The following is a 17,653-nucleotide window of genomic DNA, read 5'->3' on the forward strand; positions in this document are numbered from 1 at the left end:
CAATGGAAACAAAACAAGTAGAAATAAATTGAATACTTGATGGCAGACGATGACGGCCCATATGTTTTTTGTGCGATAGTAAAGATAATTCCAAACAAGTCCAGCTATTAAAGCAGCTAGTACGAGTAAAAGTGAACCCGATAATAGATGGACAATCCCATAACAGAGAGTAGCAATCAAAATCGCCTTTGTTACCGAAAATTTATGTAACCATTGATTTAACATAAAATAACGCCAAAAAAACTCTTCACCTGGTATGATAATAAAAAACAACCAAATATAATGATACCATTCTTTTGGTTGGACGAGTTGATACAGCTGTTCTAATGAAGAAAGCAAAGGGATGCCAGTTATAATCAGGAACTCTTTCCCGATGGCAAATAATAGGTAAATCATAATGCCACTCACAGGGGCGACTATCCACCCTTTTTTGGCTGCTTGAAAGAGGGGAGTGTCCGTACAGAACAAGGCATAGACGGTTAACAGTGCCAGCGATAATGGGAAAACAATCCAAAAATCAATTGGTTGCCAGAGAAAACTAATAAATAAAAGTACGGACGCTAAAAGAAGGCCCCAATATGTATGTTTCAAGTGACTCATCCTATCTAAATGTTAAAATCGAGGTGCGTATATGGATATAAAAGTGTTTCAGTATACAACCATTATACCAGCAAAATTTAATACAGTATGGCCCTATTTCTCTAATCCGAAAAACTTAGTTGAAATCACAAGCTTTCCGGTGATCTCACAATTAAGGCTAGAAGAGGCGGAATCTGGCACGCAAGTAGTCGAGATTGACTTTTCACTAAGTTTTCTTTCGTACACATGGCTTGCTGAAATCACAAGAGATGAGGCAAATTGTCAATTTACTGATGTAGCAATGAATCCCCCGTTTCCTTTAGGCTCTTGGAAACATACTCATACATTTAAACAACAAGGTGCTTATACGGTGATGTGCGACCGGCTTGAAATCATAACAAGGGTGCCCAGTTTTATAATAAGTAAAGGATTACAGCAAATGTTTAAAAGTCGAGAGAAAGCGATAAAACAAATATTTAACTAAAAAACACCCCCAATAAGAAATTCTTCATTGGGGGTGTTTGATAATGGCTCTTAGAATTTAAGGTGATGTCAACGGTTCAGGAATACGCTGGGTTGGTGTTGGCTGCTTTTGAATGGATAAGAAGTACATTGTTGACCAAATTAACAAAAAGCCGATAAATTGGGCAACTGAAACAACCTCATTAAATACAAGCCAATTAATAATTAAGGCGACTGTTGGGAAACTTAGCTCCGCAATGGTCGCTAATGATGCTTTTGTATTTGCTAATCCACGATAGTAGATTAAGATACTTAATAAACCAGGTATTAATGCAGATGCAGCAAGGTTAATAAAGATAATAGCTGATGCACCTGTTGTTGCTGGTAATGACCATGCTGCTCCTTGGAAGGCAACGATCATAATGAGTAATGGCAAAGCGACGATAAAGCGTAAAGCGGTAACGGTCTCGTATTTCATGTCATTTAATAAATATCTTCCCATTACAGTGGAACCGCCCCATAAGGCTGCGGCTGCAATAGAGAGTAGACTTGCCGCTTGAAAAAAGTCTCCCATTGAACCGAATGGGAAATGAAATCCAAATGTTAATAAATAAGTTCCCATTAACGCAATAATAACGGCTGTTGAAAAGTGACGTGGCAGGGCTTCTTTTAAAATAATTCTCGCCAAAAAGATCGCAAATAGTGGCTGTAATTGCTGTAATAATAAGACGACATTAATTTCTCCGTATGTTAAACCTAATGTAAAAAGAATGGTTGCTAACGCTGAACCACCCCAAGCAATAAAAATAATCGCTCCCAAATGTTTAAATTTAACCGATTTTAAGTCTGCTCGATTGGCCCATAATAATGGAACGGCGATAACTAATAATAAAACATGCTCTAATAAGACGATTTGGGCCGAGGTAAAAGTGTCTAGTAAAAGCATCCGAAATATCGGATTAATGCCCCAAAAGGCGGCTCCAATCGCTACAAACCAAAAACCTTGTTTCATTACTTTCTGTTTGTTTAAAGACTGATCTGACTGTACCATAACTCAAACTCCTTTTGTGTTTGAATATGGAATCTTAACAAAGAGAAAGCCTTCTTTTAATTAAAAGAAGGCTTACCAAATAAACGTGCTCGATTGTCATCAATCTGAACAAGCGTACTATTCGATCTCCTCCCATCCGGACTTTAACCGTCGGCCTTGGATTGTCACCAAGTCAGTCCTTAAATGACTAGCACTTAAAGAGTCGCGGGCTTAGATTTATCATAAATCATCACCGCCGGTAAGGAATTTCACCTAACCCCGAAGATTCATATTCAGTTCATATAATAATATTATCATAATACGATGTTTGTTTTTTATCAACACTTACTTTTTGGAAGTAATAAAAATACATTAAATCGCCTTCTTAAGATAAGCCAAACTTATAAAAACGTTTATTAACTTTCTTGTTTATGTAAGTATTTACTTACAAGGGCAAGAATTGACCTTCTTGTTAAGATACCTAAAAATTCTCCGCGCTCATCAACGACACATAAGAAGGGATGATTGATCGTTAAATTGAGTGCTCTTGAAAAGGTATCTTCTTTTTTGATCGTCGGTACATCGGGATTCATAACATCAGAGACTACTTGGTTAGATAAACGTTCCATTTCAAATTGTTCAACACCTAATAACGAATCTAGGATTAAAGAGTTACTTATGATGCCATGTAGCTTATACGTCGGGTCAAGGACTGGAATAACGGTATATCCAGATTTAATAAGGACGAGCAAAGCGTGTTCTAAGGGGTTTTTTAATTGTACATGAGCCACTTTTTCCATCGGTACAATTAATTCATGTAATTCTTCTGCCATTAATGTTTGATTTTTTAAATGTTGAATCATGTTATCACTTCTTTTTATTATATTTGTTGGACAGTATGCTTCTAGTTTATCGTACCGTTCTAAAAATGAGTCTGTCAAGAAATAAGGCATTAAATTGGAAGGTAAAAAAGTTCTCATATTTTTTGGAGAATTTGGCGATACTTTATAACAAATGAGGTGAGAAAATGCATTCCAAACAAACAGTAACCTATATTTGTGAGACGTATTTTTCTGGAAATCAATATTTTTATAAGAAAGAATTAATTACCTTTGATTCATGGAATAATCCGAGCTCTTTAGCATGGTCAACTCCTAGACCTATTTCTGAAAAAACTTTTAAAAGACGGAAAAAAGAAGGCTATAAAGTTATTTATACATATAATGAAAAAATTCCTGCCAAAGTTATCCCTTTTTCAAAATAATGAAACATAAAAAACTTAATAAAAGTTAAGAAAACCCATGAGCTACTTTTAAAGGTTATGGGTTTTTTATGTTGTTGAATTTAATCTGGATAAGAACGAGTAAATCAACCTATTTATTGTACCAATTAAAGTCACTAAAATTAAATTAGCCCATTTTTCGGAAAATTCACGATCGATTATTGACATTCATGCAAATGATGGATAGAATACTATTAAACTAATAAATCATATAAAAATACAAGGAATTAAATTTGTCTTTGATGGAGGTTTAATGCTAGGAGGAGTAGCATGAATAAAGCGGAAAAATCTTTAGAGCAAGTGTCGCAAACGTTAAAAGACCTTTTAGAAGGCTTGCAGTACGGTTCGATTACGATAATTGTTCAAGATGGGAAGATTATACAATTAGAAAAGAATGAAAAAGTTCGAATTAAATAATAGTTGTTGCTGACTAGACAAACTAGAGGCGGCGTTCGCATAAGGAGGAAATAGGTTCTCTCCTTTAGTGAACGTCGTCTCTTTTCGTTTATTTTTTAGAAAAAGAGGAGGAGGAAAGCTTGTTTATCTCATATGACAAGATGGAAAAGGCCGATTACGACACATTAAATAAAAGCCTGGAGAGAAAAGATAGTCTTGATATATTAAAGTGGGCCTACAGCGAATTCGGTGACGAAATTGTTTATTCCTGTAGCTTCGGTGTTGAAGGAATGGTGTTAATTGATCTCATTAGTAAAGTGAATAAAGAAGCTAAAATTATTTTTTTAGATACGGATTTTCATTTTAAAGAGACGTATGAATTAATTGATAAAGTCAAGGCTCGTTATCCAACTTTAAAAATTAATCTAATTAAACCTAATTTAACACCGGAAGAACAGGCGGAACAATATGGAGAGAAGCTTTGGAAGGTTAATCCCGACCAATGTTGTCAACTTAGAAAAATGATTCCGTTAGAAAATCAATTAAGTCAACACCGAGCATGGATATCAGGATTAAGACGTGAACAATCACCAACTCGAGCAAATACGGAATTTGTGAATAAGGATAATCGTTTTAAATCGATAAAAATTTGTCCACTAATTCATTGGACAGAGGAAGAAATCTGGATGTATGTCAAGCTACATCAATTGCCATATAACGATTTGCACGACCGTAATTATCCAAGTATCGGTTGTGAATACTGTACAAAGCCCGTTAAAGAAGGAGAAGACCCAAGAAGTGGTCGCTGGGCAGACTCTGGAAAAACGGAATGTGGATTACATCAACAACCTTAATAATGATGGAAGCTATAGGAGGAGAAATAAATGACAGCTATTCAACCGCATGGTGGAACATTAATTGAACAATTTGACGCAAATTATGATTACACATCTATTACGAAGGAAATTGAATTAGATTCTTTTGCCTTATCAGATTTAGAATTAATCGGGATAGGTGGATTTAGTCCATTAACTGGATTTTTAGGGAGTGCTGACTATCAATCTGTCGTTACAAAAATGAGGTTAGCAGATGGGACGATTTGGAGTATTCCTGTCACTTTACCTGTTCAAGAGGTAAAAGCCAATGAGCTTGAGCTTAATGAAAAGGTCAAGCTTGTTTATGAAGGTTCTGTTTTTGGAGTCATCACGGTAACAGAAATTTATCAACCAAACAAAATTGAAGAAGCATTACATGTTTATCGTACAGATGATAAAAATCACCCTGGTGTTGCGAAATTATTTGAACGTCCCGAGTTTTATGTGGCAGGACCAATTGTGTTAACGAAAAGAGTTAACCGTGGTCGTTTCCAATCATATCATCAAGACCCAAAAGAAACGAGAGCGAAGTTTGCTGAATTAGGCTGGAAAAAAATCGTTGGCTTTCAAACGAGAAACCCAGTTCACCGTGCTCATGAATATATTCAAAAGTCAGCTTTAGAGATTGTTGATGGATTATTTTTGAATCCGTTAGTAGGAGATACAAAATCGGATGATATTCCAGCCGATGTTCGAATGGAAAGTTATGAAGTTCTTTTAGAAAATTATTATCCAAAAGATCGAGTTTATTTATCTGTTTTCCCAGCGGCGATGCGTTATGCGGGTCCACGTGAAGCGATTTTCCATGCAATTGTTCGTAAAAATTATGGCTGCACCCATTTTATTGTTGGACGTGATCATGCCGGTGTCGGTGATTATTACGGGACGTATGATGCCCAATTAATTTTCTCTGAATTTGAAGAAGGGGAGCTAGATATTACGCCGTTATTTTTTGAGCATAGTTTCTATTGTAAAGCTTGTGGCAATATGGCATCAACGAAAACATGCCCACATTCAAAAGAAGATCATGTGATTTTGTCAGGGACAAAAGTAAGGGCAATGCTGAGCAATGGTGAAGTACCACCACCAGAATTTAGTCGAAAAGAAGTTGTAGAGGTTTTAATACGCGGTATGCAAGAGCGTGTTGAAGCGTAGCCGTTTGAGAAGGAAGGGTGAATCCTTATGCTGGAAATTGTAGCTTTTGCGATTGCATTATTTTTTGCGATGAACATTGGAGCGAGTGGTACAGCGGCTGCAATGGGACCAGCATACGGAAGTGGGGCAATTCCAAATAAAAAAATCGCGATGGTTCTTGTGGCTGTTTTTGCTTTTTTAGGAGCATTAGCAGGAGGAGAGGTTGTCAAGACGATCGGTGGAGGAATTATTCCAAATGAGATTGTTGATGTTCCGATTGTAATCATTATTTTAGCTTCTGCTTGTGGTACTTTATTTATTGCTAATTTAATTGGTATTCCTTTATCAACAAGTGAGGTCGTTGTCGGCTCGATTGTCGGTGTAGGGATTGCTTTTCAAGCTCTCTTTTTAAAAGAACTTCTTATTATCGTCAGCTTTTGGATCATCACTCCGTTTGTTGCCTTTTTTATGGCTTTATTAATAGGAAAAGTGACGATTTATTTAGAAAAACGCTGGCCACAGTTAAAAGGAAAAGGGAAATGGAAAAAACCACTTGTCTTTTTTCTCATTGCCTGTGGGTGTATTGAAGCATATGCAGCTGGTATGAACAATGTTGCAAATGCGGTTGGTCCATTAGTAGGGGCTGGTTTGATTGAAATTAATACGGCAGTCATTTATGGAGGATTATTTGTTGGCTTAGGGGCTATTGTCCTTGGCGGTAAAGTTTTAGAAACGAATGGTAAAAAGATTACTCAATTGTCGTTATTGCAAGGGAGCTCTGTATCTTTAACCGGTGGTTCACTAGTGATAGTCGCTTCTATATTTGGGCTACCGGTGCCGTTAACACAAATTACGACATCAGCGATTGCTGGAATTGGAACAGCAGCAAATGGTTTTCAGGTGTGGCAAAAAGGGATTATGAAACAGATTATTAAAGTATGGATTGTCTCACCGATCTTTTCATTAGTGATTGCTTATGGACTTATTTTATTAATTAGGCAGTCTGATTTTTATACGTTATTTGTGATCGTTAGTGTCTTTATTGCGACCACGGGGGCTTTTAGTTTGTATCATACGGCCCGTAAAGAAAAGCGTTCAACCTATGATGAAGGTGGAGGCATATAAAAATACGTCCACTTAAATTTTGGTGTGTTAGAAGTGGGAACTTAGGCTACTTGGTGAAGGAGAAAACCAAAGCTTAATACGAAATCAGTCTAAAAAAGAAAAGGTGAAAAAATGAGTTTAAAAGGGACAGAAAATATCGTTTGGCACGAAACAACGATTAAAAAAGCTGAACGGCAAAAACAAAAAGGACATAAAAGCAGCATTTTATGGTTTACTGGTTTATCTGGAGCAGGGAAATCGACATTAGCAAATGCATTAGAATATCAGCTTTTTCAAAAGGGACTTTCTAGTTATGTGTTAGATGGAGATAATGTTAGACATGGTTTAAATAAAGGCTTAGGTTTTAGTGATGAAGATCGAAAAGAAAACATTCGTCGAATTGGTGAGGTTTCTAAACTATTTGTGGATGCTGGGACGATCGTTTGTACCGCTTTTATTTCACCGTTCCGTGAAGATCGAGATGCGGTAAGAGCACTTGTTGAAAAAGGTGAATTTATCGAAATTTATGTTCGTTGTTCTTTAGATGCTTGTGAACAACGCGATCCAAAAGGATTATATAAAAAAGCAAGAGCAGGTGAAATTCGTGATTTTACCGGGATTAGTTCGCCGTATGAAGAACCGAATTCCCCAGAGATTATTATTGATACGGATCAATTGACAATTGAGCAATCGGTGCAACAAATATTAGATTATTTACAAAAGAAAGAGATCATTTAAGCTATTAAAAAAGGTTCGTGAGCATGTGACTCACGAACCTTTTTTGCGATACAGTTAGTTGGCTATGGTGTTGGACTACTTTACTGTACTATCTATTTTGAGAACGAATTGATTGTAAGGCAGCGGTAACATTGATCTCACCATGTCCATAGTAGGAGTCACGACCATTTGTGCCAAGATCTTCTGCCGTTTGGGTGATCACATCATACACTTCTTGATTGGTTAAGTCTGGGCGTAGTGCCCGGATTAATCCAGCTAGCCCAGCGACATGAGGGGCAGCCATTGAAGTTCCTGACATAACCGTATAATTATTATCTGGAAAAAGACTCGGAATATGTTCACCAGGTGCTGATATATCAACATGCTCACCATAGTTTGAAAAGAAGGCCCGTTTTTGATCTTGGTCGAGAGCGGCAACGGTTAATACTTCAGGGTAATAAGCTGGATACATCGGGTCTGACACATTATCATTACCAGAAGCAGCAATAATCACAACATCGTTATCATAAGCATATTTAACCGCATCATGTAAGGCATCTGAATGATAATAATCACCTAAGCTCATGTTGATCACTTGGGCACCATGCTCAACGGCCCAATAAATACCATTCGCTACTTCATATGAAGAACCTTCTCCATCATCATTTAATACTTTTACTGGTAAGATGTTGCTTTTCCAAGAAACACCGGCAATTCCGGTAATATTATTAGTCATGGCTGCGGCAACACCAGCAACATGTGTACCGTGACCATGAGCATCTGAAAAATCGCCACTTTCATCAAATGCATTATAACCATGTGAGATTTTATCCTTTAAATCTAAATGATCGGGATCAACTCCTGTATCTAAAACTGCGATTGTTACGTCCTCACCGCCTGATAAATCCCAGCCATTGCTAATCTTAATTTGACTTAAGTTCCATTGATACGGTTCAAAAAACTCATCATTAGGTTTCGTTTGTTGAACTCTGACTTGGTTAGTTGTCATTAAGTAATTCGGTTCACTAAAGGCAAGGTAGTAATCATGATTTAGGCGTTCAATCAATTGTGGGGTCGTTTCCTCATTAGATTGAACCACATAAAAAGGTCCGGAAGAGGAAATGAGTTGTACATTTTGATTGTTTAAAAACCAGTCGTTAGCATGAGCATCGTTTTTAAACTTAATCACGGCTTGATTTTCGATATAGGATTTTTGTTCAGACTCTGGCTTCGGATCTTTTGAATGAACGACAATTTGCCAATCTAATTCAGGTACGGTTTTGGCTTGGTATCCATCAGGGACATCGTCTGTTGTTTCCCATTGGACTTTCGGATCATCTCCAGAGACAAAGAAGTTTCCATTAGAATCTGCTACAGAAGCCATATCTTTTACAAATGAGCGAATGAAGCTTAAATCGACTTCACCAATGATGTTACGACCATCTGGTAATGTTTCGCCCATTAACATAAAATGTTGCTCATTTTTGATATATGGATCTGAGAATTCACTTTGCATATGGGTATGGGTTAATAAAGAGCGATCAAAAGTCGACATTTCACCAGCTTCGATAATGAGATTATCTTCTTCGTAGATGGCAAATCCGTTGAAATGAGGATGTTCAGCTAGCTCCTCGTGAAAGGCATTTTCCAAACCTTGATTCGTTAAATCATAATCAGACCAGCGATTGAGTTGTCCTGATAATTGTTTTAAAAACATAGATGTTGTTAACGATAAATCTTCGGCTAAAAGCTCATCCATTGCTGTCGAATCTAATGTTTGCGGGATTTCTTTTTCTAAAACATAATCTTGCTCATTATGATCGAGCATAAATCGTCCCATATAAAACATTCCGATTCCAAACACAGCAAGAAGTAAAAGCGTAAAAACAGTTTTTTTCATTAGTGTTCACCTCGTTATAATCATTATTAGATTTAAAATATTATTTACTCAAATTTCGCAGCGTATGATTGACCCTTAACCGTTGATAGAGATTGACTTTAGGGAGATACAATACTCAAATTGACTTTACAGGAACGGTTCAATCGTTGACAGTCTGAACACATCTCAAAGTAGGCTGTTGAAGGAAACTGTTCACTAAAATAAGCACTTCGGCTGTCGCTCCCAAAACCATACTCCGCGTCCTGCGGGAACCTGGCGAGCCTCCTCGGCAAGGAGCGGAGTGTCTGTTTGGGAGCGACCGCCGGAGAGTATATTATTATTTTCTTAATGCGAAAGTTGAGTTATTTAATAAAATAGGCCATTAAAATTTCGTCGTCATAATGGTCGTCAACAAATACTTGGTCTTTCTGAACACCTTCTTCTTCAAATCCATATTTTTTATATAAAGAATAAGCGGCTTGATTGGATGCAAAAACAGTTAAACATAATTTATGAAGTCTTTTTTTCTTACACCAATTTTGTGTATATTGCATGATAAAATGGCCGATCCCTTTTCCTTGAGTGTTCGGGTGGATCCATGTTCTGAATAAACCTATATGCTGTTTCATTTTTAATTCGCCAATTAAAACTCTGGCGATTCCGCTCACTTGTCCATTTACTTCGATCACGATATACATATGACCTTGTTGTTGCACATGATCGATAAAATGGTGTTCTTCTTCTAAAGAATTTACTTTTTCTTTTTGAATATATCGCTTTGCCTCTACAATGGCATTTGCGGCTTTTATTATCTCCTTTGCATCTTCTTTTATCGCAGGTCTTAGATGAATAACGGAACCATCTTTCCCTTCAAAGGTTTGATGATCAGTAAAAGAAGTCAAGGTGCACTTCCTCCTTCATACTGAATATGGTGTAGTTGATGGGTGATAGGTGCTTCGAGAAGTTCAGATAAATAAACAAGTCGTAATTGGTTTTGTTTCATCTTCTTCCAACCATTTTCAACAGCTGAGAATGTCTCATTTCCTTTTATACCGACATGTCCAATTCCGACCGCCTTCCCTTTACTTTTTGAGAGTTTCATGAGCTTATCGATTTGTAGTTCAACTTCCCTTTGAGAAGAGAGGCTATCATCGATAAAAATATCGCGTGCGATAAAAGGTATGTTTAGTTCTTTTGCTAGTGCCTGTATAACAGATTTTTCACTTGTTCCACTGTCAAGGAAGTACAGCTGGTGCTCATTGGCGATTTCCATGACAATCCTCATAATATGCTCATTTTCGACGATTTTAGAACCCATATGGTTATTCATGCCAACAGCATGTGGTACGTTTTCGATTGCTTGATGGACTCTTTCTTTAATCTCTTCATCAGATAAATCAGATGTAATCGCATTTGGGCCTAACCATGAGGCTTTCCCTTTTTTAGGTTCCATCGGCATATGAATGATCACTTCTAACCCTGCTTTGTGAGCTAACTCAGCTTGCTCTGTTGCGTATTTTTGAAAGGGCATAATGGCGACAGTAATCGGTATATCTGCTTCGAGGAATTGGTCAACCCCTTTGACATCACCACCAAAATCATCGATAATAATCGCAATCTGATTATCGGAAGCTAGAACAGGGTTTGTTGTTAAAAGGATAAATAAACACATAATAAAGAAACTAATGTTTTTGAGCATGAATTACCTTCCTCCTTTTTCGTAACATTAGTTTGCCGAAAAGGCGTCATTTAAATTACAAATTCCTACGATTTCTCAAAAAAAAGACGTGCTAACGACTTAATGATCGTTTAGCACATCTTATTTACGGATATTGAAGGCGGCATTAATTTGACCACGTAGCATCCGTTCACGTACTTCTTGTTTTTTCAGGGCTTTTTGTTCCATTTTTCTAATCTCAAATGTTTGCATACCATCTTCCATTTTATTAGCGATATCAATTAAACGTTCAACATCTAAAAAGGAATATTTTCTCGTTCCACCTTTTGTTCTTTCCGGAAAGAGAAGCTTGCGCTCTTCATAATAGCGAATCTTTCTTTCCGATAACCCAGTAAGTTCACTAACAACACCGATGGTTATCACTTTTTTATCTTTATAGGACAATCCACTCCACCTCGCTGTAAAAAGTAAGAATGTTCGCATCTTTTGTAATACTATATCACATCTAATTAAAGAACGTGTTTACGCGTGTTAGATTATCTTACATTTTTTATTTTAAGTCTTTAGGAATTCTAATGTGAGATTCCCTATGTAAGGAAGAAAGGAAATAATCATAAAAAACATATGCTAAAATTTAAGAGTATTTAATAAAATAAGCTAGATTTATTATAAAAAAGTTAAAAAGGACATTGCTCAATGAATTGTTTTTGTATTATACTTTATAAAACATATAAAAAAAGTCGGATATAGTAGTTCTAGTATACAGGAAACTTCAAGGGGGAACAGGATGCGACAAAAGCAGGGGATTGTTTATTTAGTTGGAGCAGGTCCAGGTGATATTCGTTTATTAACGATAAAAGGGTTTGAAGTGTTACAAAAAGCAGATGTCGTTTTGTATGATCGTCTCATTCATCCATTGTTATTAGAATGGACAAAACCAGATGCGGAGATTATCTACTGTGGAAAATTACCTGATCGGCACCTTTTAAGGCAAGAAGCAATTAATGATCTACTCGTAAAAAAAGGTCAAGAGGGGAAAATCGTTGTGCGCTTAAAAGGGGGAGACCCAAGCGTTTTTGGAAGGGTTGCAGAAGAGGCGGATGCCTTACAAGCAGCAAGTGTGCCATTTGAAATTGTCCCTGGTATAACGGCTGGAATCGGTGCTTCTACCTATGCGGGGATTTCCGTTACACATCGTGATTATGGGGGCTCGTTTGCTGTTGTAACCGGTCATAATAAAACGGCAAGTGGTGAACCTACCGTTGATTGGCAGGCTCTTTCTAAAGGCGTTGATACGATTGCTTTTTATATGGGAGTTAAAAACTTGCCTTATATTTCAGAAAATTTACTCTTGAATGGAAAAGACCCTGACACACCGGTTTCAATCATTCAATGGGGGACATTGGGGAAACAAAAAGTGTTAAAAGCTACTTTAAAAACAGTTGCTAAAAAAGCCAAAGAGGAGAAAGTTGAAAACCCAGCTATTACATTAGTCGGGGATGTGAACCATTTAAGGCAAGGAAAGAGTTGGTTTGAAAGACAACCTTTATTTGGACAGCATATTTTATTTGCGAGAACAGATGATGAACCGAGTTCAACGGTTGAATCGTTAAGGGATTTAGGGGCAGAAGTTTTTGAATATCCACGTTTTCAAATCCGTTTCTCTGAAGATAAGCAAATTGATTATCGTTTATACGATTGCCTTTATTTCTTGTCACCTAAAAGTGTGCAAGCTTTTTTTAAACATATTACTGATATCGGGTTAGATATTCGTTTTATTCAAGCCGATTTCGTTGTTCGCTCTAAAAAGTCCGCTAAATTATTAAGCTCTTACGCGTGTTCTTCTATAACTATTGATGAGATGGAGCCAGGCAAAAAAGTTCTTGTCTTAGGGGAAGAGATGAGTGAACAAGAAAAGAGCTCTCTAAAGAAAAAATTAGGAGATTTTGATTATTTTGTTTCTTATCAAAAAGCCCTGGTTAGCCAATCCGCGGCTACATTTGAACGTTTATGGGATGAGGGGAGAATCGAAACGATCGTTTTTCCAAATGAGAAATCGGTTGTACAAATAACCGATGCATTAGCCAAAACTAAGTATACACCAACGCTTATTTCAAAACATGTCGAAGTAATCTGCTATGGTCCGATATCTTATCAGAAAGCAATAGAGCTTGGTTATGTGGGAGCTAAAGTATTAGAACATCCGAATAAAGAAGAATTAATCCAAAAACTTGGATATTCACTTGTTAAGAGGTGACAAATATGCAGGCGATATTATATGTAGGGCACGGGAGTAGGGTTCAGGAAGGGAATGAACAATTAAGAGCTTTTGTATCTAAAATTCAAGCGAGGTTTCCGCAAATCCCTATTCAAGAAACAGCTTTTATTGAATTAGAGCAGCCCACGATCCAAGAAGGGATTGAGGCCTGTCGGAAGCAAGGGGCCACACATATTGCGGTCATTCCCATTTTATTATTAAGTGCTGGACATGCAAAAATAGATATACCTAATGAGATAAAGAGTGCCATGGAGAAACACCCAACGCTTATTTTTACCTATAGTCAACCGATAGGGGTCGAAAAAATTGTTATTGATATATTAAAAGAACGGTTACTGTCCGTTGGTGTGGAGCATATTACGGGAAGACCAGACAGTGAGTCACGGGAAAATAAGGCTGTTTTATTAATTGGGCGTGGTAGTAGCGATCCAGATGCAAATAGTGATTTAATGAAGATTTCTCGCTTGTTATGGGAGTACACACCGATTAAACGTGTAGAAGTGAGCTATTTAGCTGCAACAGAGCCGACTGTTGATGAAGGGTTAGAACGATTATTAAAAGAACCAGTCGAAGAGATCATCATGTTGCCTTATCTTCTTTTTACAGGAGTTCTAATGAAAAGTTTAGAGAAGAAATTAAATCAAGTCCAAAAAACGACAGAAAAAAATTAAGCTTAGGTATGTATTTAGGTTTTGATGACAAGCTTGTTGATATTGTCTCTTTACGTGTCAGGCAAGGATTAAAGGGGGAGTCTGAGTGGCTGACTTTATCCCGGTAAATTTAAAAGTGAAAAATAAAAAGATTACGATGATTGGAGGAGGACAAGTCGCTTATCGACATACAAAACGCTTTTTAGCAGCCGGTGCGAATGTTACCATTGTTTCAGCACAGATGATTGAGCCATTTTTCGTTTTAGAAACTGAAGCAAAGCTCACATTACAAATACGTGAAGTTTTAGCGAGCGAGCGTTTTGAGACAGATTTACTCTGTTTAGCGACGGATGATGAACAATTAAACCATTCATTGTATGATAACAATCAACATCTTTCATTTATTTATTTAGCCAATGATCTTGAACAATCGGACTTGCATTTTATGTGTAAGCTTGAACAAGGACCGTTTGTTTTCGCCTGGTCAACAAATGGAGCAAGCCCGGCTTATGCAAAGAGCTTATCTGAGAAATTCAAAAAGCAATTGCCACTTGACAGAATTGAATCTGATTTACAATTTTTAGGTAAGGCAAGAGTGTTAATTAAGGGATTTCAGCTGCCGTCTAACATCCAAAAAAAGTTGTTAAAGGAAATTGCAGAGGAGTCATTTTTAAAGGATTCTAACCGAGAGGGAAATTTATTACAAAGACTTGTCGATAGTAAGGGGCATGAATAGATATAAGAAGAGCTATAATTCATTTCAAAGATTATAGCTCAATTGAGTTAAAATGATTTTTTCGTTCATTACGTTAGTCAGCTTTTAAACAAATATGTGAAGCTTTATAACTTTTATCGTTATGAAGCTTTTTATGGACGTTTTCTATGAATTCTTGTGTAGATGAGGTTGTTTGAGAAGCTGATGTTGTGACTAAATTTAATAACTTCTCTTTCCATGATTGAGAAGGGTCGACAACAGTTACAGCTAGTTGCAAAATATCTGTTGATAAAGGAGAAGGCTCTTTTAACGTTAGAAAATTAGGACAGAGTGAAGAAAGCGGGCTAGCAAGTATGATTTTAAATTGATATTGTTGGCTTTTTTGTTCATATTGAACATGATATGTGACAAGACTTTGCTCATACATTTCGATTTCATTTTGGCTATAAAACCAATAAAAAGAAACTTGAAGAACGATAAATGGGGGATTAAGGGCCTTCATTTGAGCCTCAATAAATTGTTGTAATGCCTCTAAAGATAACAATTGGGATTGAAAAAAGAGGTGAAAATCATTTAATATGTCTTTTTGATTTAGCTCGTGCTCCCTTTGTATTTGTATGGTCACTTCAGCAGTAGCTGTTTGAATGGTTGGATCCAGTTCGGATTCAAACATGAGTGGATAGTAAAAGTGAATGACCTTACGATCCTTTCTTTTTGAATTTGTCTCCATGTTGATTTCTCCTCTACTCTTTTATTTCTCTAATCAAATTGCTTGCAGGAAAGGTTCCTTCATATTACACTACAATGGATTACTAGACAAGAAAGTAGGAAATGTCATGAAAAAAACAATCGTTTCTGCTATTATCGTATTTATTTTATTAGTGGTTGGGGGATTTACGATACCTGTCATTTCAGAAACAGCTTCAGATAGCCGTGTTGTCATTGATCATACTTTAATGGAATACAGTGCCCCTGCTTGTTTTGATCAAGCAGAATTTACGAATAATCTTGATGAAGTATCGATTCAATCAGCGATTAACTCAGGCTATGTAGCAGAATCAACGTGTACAACTGAAGAAATGCCGATGGAGAAAAAGCCACTATTTGTTGTTTGGTTTACAGCTTAATTCTTTGCTTGTAGCGTCAGTTTGTTGACTAAGTCTCGTTTCAGGAGACAGTCAACAAGCTTTTTTTATATTGGAAAAGTATTAGAATAAAGCAATCAGACTTAAGAACACTGAAAAAGTAAATTTTATTTTCTAAGTGGAAGTCATGTCTGAAATGGACAAGTAAGAATAGGCGAACAATGTGGAAGGATTCTAGGCTTTGATTCTCTCATTCACGTTGAGTGGATGAGAGCCAAAAATGGCACCTTCAACCCTTTGTAACACCTTTTGCGAAAGAGTTTACGATGTGATATAGTTAGAATGTTCAAAAAATTAAAAAGAGAGAGATTGATTAGGAGCTGGAGAGAATGAAAGTAGCTAAATTTGGTGGGAGTTCAGTAGCAAATGCTAATCAGATTAAAAAAGTAGCAGCGATTATTCAAGAGGACGCTGACAGGAGAATTATTGTTGTATCAGCTCCAGGAAAAAGGGATCAGGATGATACAAAGGTAACCGATTTATTAATTGATCTTGCAGATGCTTGTTTAGCAGGGCAAAATGGGGAACGAGAATTGACCGACGTTATTATTCGTTATCAATCAATCGCCGAAGAACTAGAATTGAATCTGCAAATTATCGAAACGATTGAGGCTGATTTAAGGAAACGGATTAGTCACCCGAAAGAAAATCAAGAACAATTTATGGATTTAATTAAAGCGAGTGGGGAAGACAATAATGCGAAATTGATCGCTGCTTATCTACAAAGTATTGGTCTTCATGCAAACTATATGAACCCTAAAGATGCGGGGTTATTAGTTAGTGAGCAGCCTGGAAACGCTCAAGTATTACCTGAGGCCTATGAACATTTAAAACAGTTAAATGATCGAGATGATATTATCGTTTTTCCAGGGTTTTTTGGTTATTCTAAAAGTGGAACGTTATGTACATTTCCCCGAGGTGGCTCTGACATAACAGGATCTATTTTAGCGGCAGGCGTCAAAGCTGATTTGTATGAAAATTTTACAGATGTTGATTCGGTTTTTGCGGCTAATCCAACTGTTGTGAAAGAACCGGTTAAAATAAAAAAAATGACCTACCGCGAAATGCGTGAATTGTCGTATGCAGGGTTTTCTGTCTTCCATGATGAAGCACTAATTCCAGCTTTCAAAAATAGTATTCCAGTTTGTATTAAAAACACAAATAATCCAACATCGACTGGGACGATGATTATTGCTGAACGAGAATATTTTTTAAATCCAGTCATTGGGATTGCGGCGGATGAAGGGTTTTCGGCTATTTATGTTCGCAAATATTTGATGAATAGAGAAGTCGGTTTTGGTCGTCGATTGTTACAGATTTTAGAGGATGAATGTTTATCATATGAACATATACCTTCAGGGATCGATGATACGACGATTATTTTACGACAAGATCAACTAAACCCTGAAAATGAAGAACGAATTGTGAAACGAATTTCGGCTGAATTAGATGTCGATGATGTACATATTGAGCATGATTTTGCCATGATTATGATCGTTGGAGAAGGGATGCACAATACGATTGGACTCGTTGCAAGAGCAACAGCCGCTTTAGCAAATGCTAATGTGAATATCGAAATGTTAAATCAAGGCTCGTCTGAAGTTAGTCTAGGGCTTGCCGTCAATGAAAAAGATACAAAAGCGAGCATTAAAGCTTTATATGACGAGTTTTTTGGAGGAGTAAAAGAAGAAACGGTGCAATAAGGGATAAGAAGGCTGGGATAAAACCC

20 protein-coding genes and 1 riboswitch are annotated in these 17,653 nt (G+C 36.9%); of the genes, 12 read left to right on the plus strand and 8 right to left on the minus strand.

The features are described from left to right. The coding region (locus BALCAV_RS11345; RefSeq protein ID WP_040323929.1) for a CPBP family intramembrane glutamic endopeptidase at positions 1 to 600 on the minus strand (600 nt) is incomplete at its 3' end. Positions 601 to 631: 31 nt separating this feature from the next. Between BALCAV_RS11345 and BALCAV_RS11350 the strand changes: the two genes are divergently transcribed. Next, the gene (locus BALCAV_RS11350) at positions 632 to 1,063 is read left to right on the plus strand and encodes an SRPBCC family protein (RefSeq protein ID WP_003324714.1); all 432 of its coding nucleotides are present in this window, start codon (positions 632 to 634) and stop codon (positions 1,061 to 1,063) included. Between the two features lie 57 nt (positions 1,064 to 1,120). Here BALCAV_RS11350 and BALCAV_RS11355 read toward each other — a convergent pair whose 3' ends face one another. Beyond that, the gene (locus tag BALCAV_RS11355; RefSeq protein ID WP_003324713.1) at positions 1,121 to 2,092 is read right to left on the minus strand and encodes a DMT family transporter; all 972 of its coding nucleotides are present in this window, start codon (positions 2,090 to 2,092) and stop codon (positions 1,121 to 1,123) included. Between the two features lie 120 nt (positions 2,093 to 2,212). Next, positions 2,213 to 2,362: riboswitch (FMN riboswitch) on the minus strand. Positions 2,363 to 2,487: 125 nt separating this feature from the next. Then, complete coding sequence (gene cbpB / locus BALCAV_RS11360; protein ID WP_003323892.1) at positions 2,488 to 2,934, minus strand: cyclic-di-AMP-binding protein CbpB; 447 nt, start codon at positions 2,932 to 2,934, stop codon at positions 2,488 to 2,490. A gap of 164 nt (positions 2,935 to 3,098) precedes the next feature. Between cbpB and BALCAV_RS11365 the strand changes: the two genes are divergently transcribed. The 6 genes from BALCAV_RS11365 (at position 3,099) to cysC (ending at position 7,600) form a co-directional block, all read left to right on the plus strand. Next, entirely contained in the window at positions 3,099 to 3,335 is a 237-nt protein-coding gene (locus BALCAV_RS11365; protein ID WP_003323893.1) for a hypothetical protein, read from the plus strand. A 288-nt stretch (positions 3,336 to 3,623) separates the two neighbouring features. Beyond that, entirely contained in the window at positions 3,624 to 3,770 is a 147-nt protein-coding gene (locus BALCAV_RS21640) for a YezD family protein (RefSeq protein WP_003323894.1), read from the plus strand. Between the two features lie 140 nt (positions 3,771 to 3,910). Next, positions 3,911 to 4,603, plus strand: a complete 693-nt coding sequence (locus BALCAV_RS11370; protein WP_040323930.1) for a phosphoadenylyl-sulfate reductase — start codon at positions 3,911 to 3,913, stop codon at positions 4,601 to 4,603. A 30-nt stretch (positions 4,604 to 4,633) separates the two neighbouring features. Next, positions 4,634 to 5,779 carry a sulfate adenylyltransferase gene (sat, locus tag BALCAV_RS11375; RefSeq protein ID WP_003323896.1) on the plus strand — a complete coding sequence of 382 codons (1,146 nt, stop codon included), beginning with the start codon at positions 4,634 to 4,636 and terminating at the stop codon, positions 5,777 to 5,779. A 27-nt stretch (positions 5,780 to 5,806) separates the two neighbouring features. After that, the gene (locus tag BALCAV_RS11380) at positions 5,807 to 6,883 is read left to right on the plus strand and encodes an inorganic phosphate transporter (protein ID WP_003323897.1); all 1,077 of its coding nucleotides are present in this window, start codon (positions 5,807 to 5,809) and stop codon (positions 6,881 to 6,883) included. 111 nt (positions 6,884 to 6,994) lie between these two features. Continuing rightward, entirely contained in the window at positions 6,995 to 7,600 is a 606-nt protein-coding gene (gene cysC / locus BALCAV_RS11385) for an adenylyl-sulfate kinase (RefSeq protein ID WP_003323898.1), read from the plus strand. Positions 7,601 to 7,688: 88 nt separating this feature from the next. Here the strand turns inward: cysC and BALCAV_RS11390 are convergent, their stop codons facing one another. The 4 genes from BALCAV_RS11390 to BALCAV_RS11405 form a co-directional block, all read right to left on the minus strand. Next, positions 7,689 to 9,479 (minus strand): S8 family peptidase, encoded by a 1,791-nt coding sequence (locus tag BALCAV_RS11390; protein WP_003323900.1) that lies wholly within the window; start codon positions 9,477 to 9,479, stop codon positions 7,689 to 7,691. Positions 9,480 to 9,820: 341 nt separating this feature from the next. Then, positions 9,821 to 10,360 carry a GNAT family N-acetyltransferase gene (locus tag BALCAV_RS11395; RefSeq protein ID WP_003324345.1) on the minus strand — a complete coding sequence of 180 codons (540 nt, stop codon included), beginning with the start codon at positions 10,358 to 10,360 and terminating at the stop codon, positions 9,821 to 9,823. Continuing rightward, a complete protein-coding gene (locus BALCAV_RS11400; protein ID WP_003324344.1) occupies positions 10,357 to 11,157 on the minus strand; it encodes a divergent polysaccharide deacetylase family protein in 801 nt (266 codons plus the stop codon). The genes BALCAV_RS11395 and BALCAV_RS11400 overlap by 4 nt, the downstream gene beginning before the upstream one ends. A 120-nt stretch (positions 11,158 to 11,277) precedes the next feature. Beyond that, positions 11,278 to 11,580 (minus strand): MerR family transcriptional regulator, encoded by a 303-nt coding sequence (locus tag BALCAV_RS11405; protein ID WP_003324343.1) that lies wholly within the window; start codon positions 11,578 to 11,580, stop codon positions 11,278 to 11,280. A gap of 343 nt (positions 11,581 to 11,923) precedes the next feature. Here BALCAV_RS11405 and cobA point away from each other — a divergent pair, with 343 nt between their 5' ends. The 3 genes from cobA to BALCAV_RS11420 all read left to right on the plus strand — a co-directional run bounded on the left by cobA (position 11,924) and on the right by BALCAV_RS11420 (position 14,800). Next, complete coding sequence (cobA, locus tag BALCAV_RS11410; RefSeq protein WP_003324342.1) at positions 11,924 to 13,393, plus strand: uroporphyrinogen-III C-methyltransferase; 1,470 nt, start codon at positions 11,924 to 11,926, stop codon at positions 13,391 to 13,393. A 5-nt stretch (positions 13,394 to 13,398) separates the two neighbouring features. Beyond that, positions 13,399 to 14,085: a sirohydrochlorin chelatase gene (locus BALCAV_RS11415; protein ID WP_052044370.1), complete on the plus strand. Its 687-nt coding sequence runs from the start codon at positions 13,399 to 13,401 to the stop codon at positions 14,083 to 14,085. Between the two features lie 85 nt (positions 14,086 to 14,170). Then, positions 14,171 to 14,800, plus strand: coding sequence for a precorrin-2 dehydrogenase/sirohydrochlorin ferrochelatase family protein (locus BALCAV_RS11420; RefSeq protein ID WP_003324340.1), 630 nt, complete (start codon positions 14,171 to 14,173; stop codon positions 14,798 to 14,800). Between the two features lie 73 nt (positions 14,801 to 14,873). Here BALCAV_RS11420 and BALCAV_RS11425 read toward each other — a convergent pair whose 3' ends face one another. Beyond that, positions 14,874 to 15,509 carry a hypothetical protein gene (locus BALCAV_RS11425; protein ID WP_003324339.1) on the minus strand — a complete coding sequence of 212 codons (636 nt, stop codon included), beginning with the start codon at positions 15,507 to 15,509 and terminating at the stop codon, positions 14,874 to 14,876. Between the two features lie 106 nt (positions 15,510 to 15,615). Between BALCAV_RS11425 and BALCAV_RS11430 the strand changes: the two genes are divergently transcribed. Both BALCAV_RS11430 and BALCAV_RS11435 read left to right on the plus strand, forming a co-directional pair. Then, on the plus strand, positions 15,616 to 15,906 hold the full coding sequence (locus BALCAV_RS11430) for a hypothetical protein (protein WP_003324338.1): 291 nt from the start codon (positions 15,616 to 15,618) through the stop codon (positions 15,904 to 15,906). 347 nt (positions 15,907 to 16,253) lie between these two features. Continuing rightward, positions 16,254 to 17,627 (plus strand): aspartate kinase, encoded by a 1,374-nt coding sequence (locus tag BALCAV_RS11435; protein ID WP_003324336.1) that lies wholly within the window; start codon positions 16,254 to 16,256, stop codon positions 17,625 to 17,627. The last annotated feature ends 26 nt before the right edge of the window (positions 17,628 to 17,653 follow it).

The organism is Alkalihalobacillus alcalophilus ATCC 27647 = CGMCC 1.3604, from assembly GCF_000292245.2.
GTDB classification, from domain to species: domain Bacteria; phylum Bacillota; class Bacilli; order Bacillales; family Bacillaceae_D; genus Alkalihalobacillus; species Alkalihalobacillus alcalophilus.